Annotated in this window: 11 protein-coding genes; 5 read left to right on the forward strand and 6 right to left on the reverse strand. The window is 52.9% G+C overall.

Going from position 1 to position 11693, the window contains the following annotated elements; all coding sequences use genetic code 11:
- Positions 1-108: 108 nt before the first annotated feature.
- The 5 genes from AB1K62_RS09025 to AB1K62_RS09045 form a co-directional block, all read right to left on the reverse strand.
- Positions 109-780 (reverse strand): nitroreductase, encoded by a 672-nt coding sequence (locus AB1K62_RS09025; RefSeq protein WP_367003112.1) that lies wholly within the window; start codon positions 778-780, stop codon positions 109-111.
- Positions 777-2606: a cobaltochelatase subunit CobT gene (cobT, locus tag AB1K62_RS09030; RefSeq protein ID WP_367003114.1), complete on the reverse strand. Its 1830-nt coding sequence runs from the start codon at positions 2604-2606 to the stop codon at positions 777-779. The genes AB1K62_RS09025 and cobT overlap by 4 nt, the downstream gene beginning before the upstream one ends.
- Positions 2607-2688: 82 nt before the next feature.
- On the reverse strand, positions 2689-4827 hold the full coding sequence (locus tag AB1K62_RS09035; protein WP_367003116.1) for a transglycosylase domain-containing protein: 2139 nt from the start codon (positions 4825-4827) through the stop codon (positions 2689-2691).
- A 145-nt stretch (positions 4828-4972) separates the two neighbouring features.
- Positions 4973-5962, reverse strand: a complete 990-nt coding sequence (gene cobS, locus AB1K62_RS09040; protein WP_367003119.1) for a cobaltochelatase subunit CobS — start codon at positions 5960-5962, stop codon at positions 4973-4975.
- Between the two features lie 156 nt (positions 5963-6118).
- On the reverse strand, positions 6119-6733 hold the full coding sequence (locus AB1K62_RS09045) for a J domain-containing protein (protein WP_367003123.1): 615 nt from the start codon (positions 6731-6733) through the stop codon (positions 6119-6121).
- Between the two features lie 67 nt (positions 6734-6800).
- On the opposite strand from AB1K62_RS09045, the gene AB1K62_RS09050 reads away from it, so the two are divergent.
- Entirely contained in the window at positions 6801-7085 is a 285-nt protein-coding gene (locus tag AB1K62_RS09050) for a BolA family protein (RefSeq protein ID WP_367003125.1), read from the forward strand.
- 19 nt (positions 7086-7104) lie between these two features.
- Here AB1K62_RS09050 and AB1K62_RS09055 read toward each other — a convergent pair whose 3' ends face one another.
- A complete protein-coding gene (locus AB1K62_RS09055; protein WP_367003127.1) occupies positions 7105-8187 on the reverse strand; it encodes a DUF2332 domain-containing protein in 1083 nt (360 codons plus the stop codon).
- Positions 8188-8241: 54 nt separating this feature from the next.
- Here AB1K62_RS09055 and hisG point away from each other — a divergent pair, with 54 nt between their 5' ends.
- The 4 genes from hisG to thiL all read left to right on the forward strand — a co-directional run bounded on the left by hisG (position 8242) and on the right by thiL (position 11654).
- Entirely contained in the window at positions 8242-8892 is a 651-nt protein-coding gene (hisG, locus tag AB1K62_RS09060; RefSeq protein ID WP_367003129.1) for an ATP phosphoribosyltransferase, read from the forward strand.
- On the forward strand, positions 8892-10184 hold the full coding sequence (gene hisD / locus AB1K62_RS09065) for a histidinol dehydrogenase (protein ID WP_367003131.1): 1293 nt from the start codon (positions 8892-8894) through the stop codon (positions 10182-10184). Before hisG ends, hisD begins: the two co-directional genes overlap by 1 nt.
- Positions 10181-10639, forward strand: coding sequence for a transcription antitermination factor NusB (nusB, locus tag AB1K62_RS09070; protein WP_367003133.1), 459 nt, complete (start codon positions 10181-10183; stop codon positions 10637-10639). Before hisD ends, nusB begins: the two co-directional genes overlap by 4 nt.
- A 67-nt stretch (positions 10640-10706) precedes the next feature.
- The gene (thiL, locus tag AB1K62_RS09075) at positions 10707-11654 is read left to right on the forward strand and encodes a thiamine-phosphate kinase (protein ID WP_367003135.1); all 948 of its coding nucleotides are present in this window, start codon (positions 10707-10709) and stop codon (positions 11652-11654) included.
- The last annotated feature ends 39 nt before the right edge of the window (positions 11655-11693 follow it).

Below are 11693 nucleotides of genomic sequence, written 5' to 3' on the forward strand. Positions count from 1 at the left end.
CGCGATATTCTCGAGTCTGCTATAGTAGAATATTGATAGCCCGGTGACAATTATCACTCATCTTAATTACTTATGACCAGCTATTTGCAGGATGGTTATAGGGTGGATCTAGAATCCTCGAAACTTAACAGTTTCGGCCACTGGGACGCGAGGCACGTCAAAATTGTTAACCGGCGCTTCGGGATCGCGGTAACCAATTGCCATACCGCAAAAAAAGATATGATCATCATCAATGTTCAGCAATTCGCGCATATAAGTGCCATACATAGCCCAGATTTCCTGGGGGCAGCTATCCAGCCCTTCCTCGCGGAGGAGTAGCATGACGGTTTGCAGCCACATGCCCATATCCGACCATTGCGGCGGGCCCATATATTTGGGAGTATAAGTAAAAAGCTGTACTGGCGCGCCAAAGCTGTCCCAGTTTGCCATCATCTGCTTAATCCCGGCGCTGCGGTCGCCTTTGGGAATCTTCAGGGCATTGAACATGGCTTTACCGACACTGCGACGTTGTTCTTCATAACGCCCATCCAGACCCTTGGGATAAATATCATATTCTTTATCCTCACCCCCCGGGGCATTTGGAACTTTGGCTTTTATAGCATCAGCAATGCGTGTGAGTTCCTCACCGCTTACGATAACCGCATTCCATGGTTGTGTGTTACCGCCCGAGGGGGCGCGGGAAGCGGTTTTTAAAACTTTATCTAATATTGTCTTATCGACTGGTTTGTCGAGAAACTGGCGAATGGCCCGGCGGGATTGAACGGCTTGGGTTACATTCATTTTTGTTCCTCGTCAAAAAGACCGGCCAGTTGTTCAACCATAGTACCGCCCAGTTGCTCTGCATCCATGATGGTGACTGCGCGTTTGTAATAGCGGGTCACATCATGGCCAATGCCGATTGCAACCAGTTGCACTGGTGAACGACTCTCGATCCATTCAATTACCTTACGCAAATGATTTTCCAGATAAGCACCATGGTTGACCGACAGGGTTGAATCATCAACTGGTGCACCATCAGAAATAACCATCAATATGCGGCGTTCTTCAGGACGTGCGATCAAACGGCTGTGGGCCCAGAGCAATGCCTCGCCGTCGATATTTTCTTTCAGCAAGCCTTCGCGCATCATCAGCCCAAGGTTTTTGCGCGCCCGCCGCCATGGCTCATCGGCTTGTTTGTATATGATATGACGCAAATCATTCAGACGGCCGGGATTGGCAGGACGATCAGCCGCCAGCCAGTCTTCACGGCACTGTCCACCTTTCCAAGCGCGGGTAGTAAAGCCCAATATCTCTGTTTTGACGCCGCAGCGTTCCAGCGTCCGTGCCATAATATCTGCGCTTATCGCGGCAATGCTGATTGGCCGTCCCCGCATTGATCCCGAATTGTCGATCAACAGGGTCACTACCGTGTCGCGGAAATCGGTCTCGCGTTCGATTTTATAAGAAAGGCTATGCGCCGGATTGCTCACCACACGGGCAAGGCGGGCCGCGTCAAGCATGCCTTCTTCCTGATCAAAATCCCAACTGCGGTTTTGCTGTGCCATCAAGCGGCGTTGCAAGCGATTGGCGAGCTTTGTCACTGCACCTTGAAGGCTGGTCAATTGCTGATCGAGAAACGCCCGCAACCGGGTCAGTTCATCATCATCGCATAATTCGGTTGCGTTGATAATCTCGTCATATTTTTCGCTCCACGGCGCATAATCAAAGCCGGGTGGCAGATCGGACATCGGGCGGTTGGGACGAACCGGCATCATGCCTTCATCCCCGCCTTCGCCCATTTCATCCTCAGCGCCTTCTTCCAGATCGTCGGGGCTTAGCTCGCTTTCGCTTTCCTGAGCGTCATCTTCGGACTGTTCAGAGCGCATATCCTGCTGCCCCTGATCCCCCGTCGTTTCGTCGTCCGCGCCATCATCTGTTTGTTCATCGCTATCGTCGTCGGAATCTTCGTCGCTGTCATCGGCTTCGGATGTTTCATCATCGCTTTTGATCAGATCAAGATGTTCGAGAAGCTGTGTCGAAAGTTTGGCGAAACTCTCTTGGTCATCAAGCGTCAGGTTTAGCCCGTCCAGATCAGTGCCAGCGCTTTCCTCAATCCACTCGCGCAACATATCCACGCCTTTTTGCGTCGATTCCGGTGGCTTCTCTCCGGTCAGTTTTTCACGGGCGAGCAGCGCCAGAGCGGTTGAAACAGGCACTTCATCACGGTTCTGTGCACGAGAAATCGGGTCAGAGCGCATCCGCATTTCCAGAGCGGCATCAAGATTGCCGGTCACGCCCTTCATGTTGCGGGAGCCCAAAGCATCGGTCCGGACCTGTTCCAAAGCATCGAAACAGGCGCGGGCTATCGCTTCCTGCGGGGCGTTTTTCTTGTGACTTGCTTCGTTATGGTAACGCAGTTTTAAGGCGAAACTATCGGCAAAGCCGCGCGCTTGGGCGACCTGATCCGCTGGCAAATCACGCGCTGGCATCGGCACTTTAAGGTGCTGTCCCGATTGTGAAGGCGCTTCGGCTGTATAAGCCAGCTCCAGTTCGGTTTCACGGGATAACGCGCGCGCAGCTCCGCCAAGCACGTCTTTCAGGTCATCAAGTTTGGAACGATCAGCCATAGAGGCTACTAGCCATAAGCGGAAAGTTGAGGGGAATCAAAGGTCTAAATTCACTGATTTTGTTAGGCAGGCTTCAGACAGTTTAACGATCTTCTGGTAGTGAACCGTTTTGTCTGGCCCCGCTTTCGACCGCTAGCCCGTCGCCATTTATATTCAGGTCCACCGCAACACCGCCAATTCGGGTTGATACTGAGACACCGTCAGCGCCATTGATACGGATTTCCGATTGGCGCAGATCAATGGGAATGTCCTGCAAATCCTCATTATCCGGAACATCCAAAGGTCCGACCGGACCATCCGGGTCGGGTTTTTGAGCGGGTTTCTTTTTACCGGACGGACCGGCGCCTTGTATCGCTCTTATCATGAAATTCCGCCATATCTGCGCCGGAATGCTGCCCCCGTTCACGCCTTTTAGAGGGCTGTTGTCATCATTGCCGACCCACACGCCAACCACCAGATTTCCGGCGTAGCCAACGAACAGCGCGTCACGGTTATTCTGGCTGGTGCCGGTTTTTCCGTAATTGGCAATGGCAAGCCGGGCATTGCGCCCCGTGCCGTTATTGACTGCGGCGCGTAGCATGTCCTCCATCCGCCGGTGCGTGTTGGTGCCATAACGGCCCGGCCAGTCGAACAGCCATTCTGCCCAGCTTTGCTTGTCCTTTTTGAAGGCATAAGGTTTTACCGGCCAACTATTGCCCGCTACACCGGCATAGGCAGCGGTTAATTCCATCAATGTCATGCTCGATGTACCAAGAGCGAGACTGGGATCATTTTCCGCTAGTTTTGACGTGACTCCTAGATTTCGCGCTTCACGGATAACCGCTTTGTCACCAACTTGCCCGAATATCCGGACTGCCGCGACATTGCTTGATTTTGCAAAGGCTTCCTTGAGTGTGATTTGACCGCGATATTTCTCGCCAGCATTTTTAGGCAGATAGCCGCCTTGGGTGATCGGGCTATCATCTACCAAATCATCGGGCCGCATGTCCGCACGCAATGCAGCAAGCCACACGAACAGTTTGAACGTAGATCCCGGTTGCCGTCTGGCCTGGGTCACACGGTTAAATGCGGATTCTTTGTAATTGCGTCCACCAATCATGGCGACCACTTCGCCGTCGGGCCGCATTGCGATCAGGGCCACCTGCGCTTTGCCCAGCGGGGCGCGGCTTACAACATCATTGGCAATATTCTGTAACCGCGAATCGAGGGTCGTGGTCAGAGTCACCTTGTTATAACTCATCGCAGAGCGCGCACGGGCGCGCGGCATGGCCCAGTCAGCAAAATAGGTTCCGGTCGGCAATGTGTTGCGAATACGCACATCGAGCACCGGATTGGGCAGCTTGTCGGCTTTTTCCTGCGTAAGAAAACCGGCATCGACCATTGCCGCTTTTACCAGCTTGGCCCGTTTGGAAGCCAGATCGGGATTGCGGGTTGGTGCAAGACGGGAAGGCGCCTGAACCAGTCCGGCAAGCATGATAGCCTGCTCCGGTTTCAGGTTTTCCGGCTGGCGGTAATAATAATGAAGCGATGCGGCACGAAGGCCATAAACATTGTCACCAAAATAGACGTTTGAAAGATAACGCTCCAGTATCTCGTCTTTGCTAAGCCATGCTTCCAGCCAAAACGCGATAAACATCTCTCTGGCCTTGCGACTCAGGCTGCGTTCCGGTGTCAAAAAGGTCAGCTTGGCAAGTTGCTGGGTAATCGTGCTGCCGCCCTGCATCATGCCATCGCCGCTTATATTGCTCCACAGCGCGCGGGCAAGGCTGCGTGGATCAAGGCCCCAATGGGAATAGAAACGCCTGTCCTCTATTGCCAGAAATGCATCCGCCACATGATCGGGAAGCTCTGCCACTTTTACCGGCTCATCAACCACTGCTCCGTCACGCGCAATGGGCTGCCCGTCGGATGTCAGCAAAGTGATTTGTGGTGGAGCAATGGGTTGTAAGGATTTGGACAGCGGCGCAGTAATCGCAAGCCAAGCGATCAACATAATGAACAGAAACAGAAAAGCGGCTACGCCGCGGCTGAACCACCACCATTTTCCTCGCGGCTTTTTGATCGGGGCGAGCGGTTCATCCTGATCGTGCGGGGGCAGGGGATTGCCGTAAGAGTCACAAAATACGGTTTCATAGGGCTTTTTGCGACGAAATAGCGAGAATCCCCGACGACGCGAAAGACCATCATCTGGTTCATGGGCAGGAGGCGTGCGGTTCAGCATGAACTTGCTGTATTACATATATAATACGCATAGAGGCAAGCGCAAATATTCTGCCTGCATTTTGCTATGGTCAGTGCAGACAGATATAATATGTGAGACTTGTTCATCCAGGCGATATACTATCGCCTGCTACAGCATATATTGTTTATGCAGCGACCGCACTTTCGGGAAGATCCTCGCCAAAGACGCGCTGATAATATTCCGCAACCAGCATCCGTTCGGCTTCGTCGCATTTGTTGAGGAAACTCAAGCGGAACGCAAAGCCGATATTGTTGAATATCGCGGCGTTTTGTGCCCAGCTAATGACGGTTCGCGGGCTCATAACGGTCGAGATGTCGCCGTTGATAAAGCCTTGGCGTGACAGGTCTGCAACCTTGATCATATTTTCCACCGTTTTGTCGTCCGTGTCCGGAACTTTGGACAGAATGACTTTCGCTTCGGTTGCAGCGGGTAAATAGTTGAGCGTCACTACGATGTTCCAGCGGTCCATCTGGCCCTGGTTAATCTGCTGCGTGCCATGATAGAGCCCGCTGGTATCGCCTAGTCCGACGGTGTTGGCTGTGGCAAAGAGGCGGAAATTGGGGTCGGGACGGATGACCCGGTTCTGGTCGAGCAAGGTCAGTTTTCCCTCTGCCTCAAGCACGCGCTGGATCACGAACATCACATCGGGGCGGCCTGCGTCATATTCATCGAATACCAAGGCGGTCGGGGTCTGTAGAGCCCATGGCAAAAGACCTTCACGGAACTCTGTAACTTGCTGCCCATCTTTCAGAACAATGGCGTCACGGCCAACAAGATCAATCCGGCTGATATGGGCATCGAGGTTGATACGGATACAGGGCCAGTTGAGGCGCGCGGCTACCTGTTCGATGTGGGTGGATTTACCAGTGCCGTGAAAACCCTGCACCATGACCCGGCGATTAAATGCAAAGCCGGCAAGAATCGCAGCGGTTGTGTCTTGATCAAACACATAGGAAGGGTCGAGGTCCGGAACCCGCTCATCCTTTTCGCTGAATGCGGGGATTTGCATATCCAGATCAATGCCAAACATCTCCCGCGCATCGACCGTCTGGTCGGGTGCGTCCAAAACAGTCTCGCCGCTGCCGGAAGGGTGGGTGTTTGGTATATCAGTCATGTTCGTCCTCAATATTATTTCAAGCGCCGTTAACTTGTGGCTCATTAGCTGTTAGCATCAAGCCCGCTGAACTGCGCCTATTGTTTTTCGCATAGCGCCGTTTTCTAATGGTCCCTCAACAGGCCAAGGACCAACGGAGATTATTGTTTCAGATAATCATCTAAAATCCGGTGATTCCTTTAGCTGCGTATAGGCAGATATTACATTTGCCAACTGTTTCTCATGACTTCTGTTACCGCCATTACGGTCAGGATGATATTTTCTGACCAGTTCTGAATAACGTCTGCGGATTTCTCCGCGCTCCGCTTCCTCGCCAAGCCCTAGCGTCTTGAGCGCTTTACGGTCGGCTTCGCGGATCATCCGGCCCGACCTTTGTGGCCGTGAAACGCTGGCTGCAAATCTTGCGCCGATTGCGTCTAGCGGATCGGCAAAATCAGACCATGACGGTGCACCGCCGGGGCCAGAATCATAGATTCGCCTTTTGCTATAGCTTTCATTTGCCCATCCATGAACGGCATGTTGGGCTTCAAAAATCTGCTCCTGATCCATACCGTCAAAATAATCATAGCTTTGATTAAACTCGCGAACATGATCAAGGCACAACCAGCGATATTGCCCCGGACCGTCATAGCCGTGGGATGCGCCATATACGGGCGGTGCACGAAATTCGCCGTCTTCTATGCAGCCGTCGATCGCGCATCGTTGGCCTTCGGTTTCCACGCGGCCATGAAAGCGGCCGGTTTTCTTTTTTTGAGAGTGGGAGGCAGGCAAGATATTGTCCGTATATTGGCGTGAGAAGGCAGTTCGCAAATTCTGGTGAAGGCCCTATATAGGCAAGATGGAAACAGAATCAAAAGGCCCAGTGGCCGCAGAAATTGAAAAGCGGCTTTTGACCGCTTTATCGCCCACCACATTGAATGTGATTAACGACAGCGCTAAACATCGTGGCCATGCCGGCGACGATGGCAGCGGAGAATCGCATTTCACCGTGGAAATTGAGTGTGCGGCTTTTGAAGGGCAATCACGGCTTAATCGCCAACGGATGGTCAACAAGGCGCTGGGCGATTTGATGCAGGACAAGGTTCACGCCATGGCGATCAAGGCGGCGGCTCCGGGCGAGTGATGGGCTTTTAGGCTCCTGATTATTTCACTCCAAGCCATTTGACCCCAAGCCATTTAACCCAAGCGCCATGGGCATGGGCCTCAGCCAGTTTGACGGGTTGGCCATCACCGGGCCAATAGCGAACGGTTAATTCGTGGCGATAACTTTCCCGGTTGGCTTCAAGTGACAGCCACGCCAATGGCCGCTTGGCGGTTGCTTTGCTTCCAGCCGCTTCCATCATCTGTGCGATCCGCTCGCGTTCTGTTTTGGGGATATATTGCCAGACGATTGAGTGCATCAATACCCGTGTCACGCCTTCTTTCCGGGGCTTGGCGAGTTGCTCGGCCAGCCAGTCATCCGCGCTGGCGCGATCCAGCTGCGGTGGCTTTTCGATGACCTGTGCAATGGCTGCCTTCATTCGCTCAAATCGGATTTTATGTTCTGGCCAGATATAGGCAGTGAGGCGGCGGGCCTGCACCGGATCGGCCAGATCAACCGGCGCAATGTCACAGCCGCGAATTGATTCGAATGTAAATGATCCATCGGGCGGTGGCCCCTGCCACTGCGGTTTGAAGGACAAGGGCGCATTTTCCGGTCCTACACAGGTGCCGCCTAGATTATAATGATAGCGGTCGATCATCAGGTTCACTCCGGCGCTGGAGCCGATTTCGAGTAGTTCATAACGTGGCGCTAAGCCCTGCGCGGTGAGCCAGAGCAGCCCGGCTATATATGAGGAAGAACGCCCAGCCTCATTGGTCTGCGGAGGGGAATCGAGCCACGGTAACAGCGCGGCTTCTTCACTGGCAATGGTCTGCGCGACAATCTGCCCGGCATCGCGAAAAGCGGCTTCATCACAGTTGTAAATGGCAGAAAGCCGGTTGTTCTGGCCAGCCAGATGCAGTGCATGAAAGCCGCCTGCAAGCCGCAAGGGCAGGGCATCCGCAAGCGGATCGCCACCCCATTGCAAAACCCGGCGAATGACTCCATTGCTTCCATCAAACTGATAACTATCAACCACGCCGATAATCGCTTCGACAATCCGGCCTGTAATCGGCGCATCGTTTGATCGGCAATATTCAACCTGATTGATGAAGGCATCTCTCACCTTTTGCTTGTTAGACATATTGCCCTTTCCGGTGTGAAGCCCTAATGCGCCCTACGTTATGACAGAAAGCCTATGACCAGACCCCTCATCTTTGCAATCCCCAAGGGACGGATTCTCGACGAAGCTTTGCCGATGCTCGCCAAAGCCGGTATTGAGCCTGCGCCGGAGTTTTTCGACAAGGCTAATCGCAGCCTGATGTTCGGAACCAATCATTCGCATATCTCGATCATCCGTGTGCGTGCCTTTGATGTGGCGACTTTTGTCGCCCATGGTGCTGCGCAAATCGGTATTGTCGGTTCTGATGTGGTCGAAGAATTCAGCTATAGCGAACTATATGCGCCAGTTGATCTGGGCATTGGCCGTTGCCGCCTATCGGTGGCTCAGCCCAAGGATGATGCGGAGCAGGTTGACAATATTTCACATATCCGTGTCGCCACAAAATATCCCAATTTGACCAGCCGTCATTTTGAAGCGCGCGGTATTCAGGCAGAATGCGTCAAACTGAACGGGGCAATGGAACTTGCGCCCTCGCTTGGATTGTCACGGCATATAGTTGATCTGGTCGAATCCGGAAGTACACTGAAAGCCAATAATCTTGTAGAAACCGACCGGATAATCGATATATCAGCGCGTTTGGTGGTGAACCGTGCGGCATTCAAAATGCGTAGTAAGGAACTGACAACGCTAGTGCAGAAATTCCGCGAACTAGTAGGGCAGCCATAATGGCTTTGCGGCTATCAAAATCGGATACCGGCTTTGCCGAGGACTTTGACGCTTTAGTCAATGCCCGGCGGGAGGCGGATGCCGATGTATCGCAAGATGTCCGTGCCATCATCAAGGATGTGCGCGCTAATGGCGACAAAGCATTATCGCGGCTGACGCAGAAATTTGACGGGCATGATCTGGATTTTACCGGATGGCAGGTTTCCCAAACTGAATGTGAAGCTGCTTTGGACGGTCTTGATCCCAATCTACGGATAGCGCTTGAACTGGCCGCCATACGTATCCGCGATTATCACGAAGGTCAAAAACCGGATAATCGCGATTATCGTGACGACGCGGGTGTCCGTATCGGTGCGCGCTGGAATGCAGTTGAACGGGCGGGGATATATATTCCCGGCGGACGAGCGGCCTATCCATCATCTGTGCTGATGAACGCCATACCGGCAAAGGTCGCAGGCGTAGAGCGCATAGTCATGGCCACTCCCACGCCCGGTGGAGAGATGAACCCGTTGGTTCTGGCTGCTGCCCAGATTGCCGGAGTTGATGAAATCTGGCGCATCGGCGGAGCGCAAGCCGTGGCGGCGCTGGCTTTTGGAACAGAGAAGATCACCGCGGTTGATGTGATTACCGGTCCCGGCAATGCCTGGGTCGCGGAAGCCAAGCGTCAGGTTTATGGTGTTGTCGGTATTGACATGGTTGCCGGACCATCCGAAATTGTCGTAATTGCCGATGGTCAGAATGATCCGGACTGGATTGCGGCAGATTTATTATCTCAAGCAGAGCATGACCCGACTAGCCAGTCGATTCTATTTACCGATGACGCAGATTTTGCCGAGCGGGTATCCTTGCGTATTGACTCACAGCTTGAGAAATTGGCGACAAGTACGACTGCGGCGCAAAGCTGGAACGACAATGGGGCAATCATCGTCGTGGATGCTCTTGAACAAGCCATACCGCTGGTCGACCGCCTTGCTGCCGAGCATCTGGAACTGGCCTGCGATAATCCCGAAGCCTTGTTTAACAAGATCCGTCATGCCGGTTCCGTATTTTTGGGACGCCATACACCTGAAGCGATTGGTGATTATGTTGCTGGTCCTAATCATGTGCTACCCACAGGGCGTCGCGCACGCTTTTCGTCCGGATTATCGGTTACTGACTTCATGAAACGAACCAGCTTTCTGGAATGTGACCCGGCGTCGCTGGAAAAAATCGGACCGGCGGCGGTTGCGCTCGCCGAAGCAGAAGGTTTGCCTGCTCATGCTGCAAGCGTAACGAAAAGATTGAACAGATGACTGCAAAATCAAACACTCGCTCCACGGCTCGCCTTGCCGCAGTTCAAGCGTTATTCCAACATCATATGGAAAAGACGCCTATTCCGCGCTTGCTGAAAGAATTTCATGACCATCGGCTGGGCGCAGAGATAGAGGATGCACAATATCGACCGGTGGAGGTCAATTTTTTTAACGATATTGTCATCGGCGTTTCTGAAAAACGCGACGAGATTGATCAGCTCATCGCGCAAAAACTGGCGTCTGACTGGTCTATGGGGCGGCTCGACAAAACGATGTTGCAAATATTGCGCGCAGGGGCATTTGAATTGATGGAACGGGACGAAGTCCCGACGGGGACAGTGATCAGCGAATATGTCGATGTTGCCCATGCCTTTTTTAGTAAAAAGGACAGCGGTTTCATTAACGGTTTACTGGATGCTATAGCCAAGCAGGTACGCGGAGATCTAAAAAAATAAGATACAGGCCGGTCTTGCTTGGCCAAATAACATCTTTAAAAATGGATATGGGGGCATATCATTTTATTTGGGGGTAGCCCTGACCGAATTTGATTTTATAGACCAGTTGAAAACACTGGCGACCCACCCAGCGGCACGTGGACTGGCTGATGATGCAGCGGTATTGCCTTTTGGCCGGCACAAGCTGGTCATGACGCATGATATGCTGGTCGAGGATGTCCACTTCTTGTCGAACGCAGATCCCGTAGATGTGGCGTGGAAGCTGATTGCTGTAAACCTCTCTGATCTTGCGGCTAAGGGTGCTAAACCGCTTGGCTTGATTATGGGCTATAGCAAGGCTGGTGATGACGCTTGGGACACAGCCTTTGTCCGTGGGTTAAAAGAAGCGATTGGCCATTTTCGTATACCCTTGCTCGGCGGGGACACTGTCTCGGTAGGAGAGGGCGGCAAGCGCATATTGTCCCTTACTGCCTTTGGTGAAGCAAAGGGCCATATCGTTCCTGCCCGTAATGATGCAGCGCCCGGACATGCTATATATGTGACAGGGAATATCGGGGACGCTTGGGCTGGATTACAGATCGCCAGCGGACGGACGAATAATGTTGATGGCGAGACATCTAAAGCCTTGTTGAAAGCCTATAACCGGCCTGATCCGAAATTGGATGAAGGCCGCGCTCTGTCGTCTTTAGTCAGCGCCATGATGGACATTTCTGATGGGCTTTTGCTCGATGCGGCCAGAATTGCCAAAGCGAGCGAGGTTAATCTGGAGATTGATCTTGAACGGATCCCGTTGTCATCGGCGTTTAAGACAGTCTTTGGCGATGGTGAAAACGCCAGAATGAGCGCGGCGACTGGCGGAGATGACTATCAACTGCTGCTTACCGCGCGTCCGGAAACGGTGTTGCCGATTGACCTGACATGTATTGGCCATTGTCGTGCAGGGTCGGGTGTGTCGCTGATTAGTGGCGATGAACCGGTGAAACTGCCGGAGAATTTAGGCTTTGTGCACGCCTGACCCCTTGTTTACTGTCGGGATACAAATATCCCTTATGCT

Origin of the sequence: Parasphingorhabdus sp. JC815 (assembly GCF_040717415.1) — a bacterium.
Taxonomy (GTDB): Bacteria; Pseudomonadota; Alphaproteobacteria; order Sphingomonadales; family Sphingomonadaceae; genus Parasphingorhabdus.

What these genes read in the sequence shown, in the direction of transcription:
- AB1K62_RS09025 (WP_367003112.1), bottom strand. Translation starts at nt 780, where the DNA reads ATGAATGTAACCCAAGCCGTTCAATCCCGCCGGGCCATTCGCCAGTTT.
- cobT (WP_367003114.1), bottom strand. Translation starts at nt 2,606, where the DNA reads ATGGCTGATCGTTCCAAACTTGATGACCTGAAAGACGTGCTTGGCGGA.
- AB1K62_RS09035 (WP_367003116.1), bottom strand. Translation starts at nt 4,827, where the DNA reads ATGCTGAACCGCACGCCTCCTGCCCATGAACCAGATGATGGTCTTTCG.
- cobS (WP_367003119.1), bottom strand. Translation starts at nt 5,962, where the DNA reads ATGACTGATATACCAAACACCCACCCTTCCGGCAGCGGCGAGACTGTT.
- AB1K62_RS09050 (WP_367003125.1), top strand. Translation starts at nt 6,801, where the DNA reads ATGGAAACAGAATCAAAAGGCCCAGTGGCCGCAGAAATTGAAAAGCGG.
- AB1K62_RS09055 (WP_367003127.1), bottom strand. Translation starts at nt 8,187, where the DNA reads ATGTCTAACAAGCAAAAGGTGAGAGATGCCTTCATCAATCAGGTTGAA.
- hisG (WP_367003129.1), top strand. Translation starts at nt 8,242, where the DNA reads ATGACCAGACCCCTCATCTTTGCAATCCCCAAGGGACGGATTCTCGAC.
- hisD (WP_367003131.1), top strand. Translation starts at nt 8,892, where the DNA reads ATGGCTTTGCGGCTATCAAAATCGGATACCGGCTTTGCCGAGGACTTT.
- nusB (WP_367003133.1), top strand. Translation starts at nt 10,181, where the DNA reads ATGACTGCAAAATCAAACACTCGCTCCACGGCTCGCCTTGCCGCAGTT.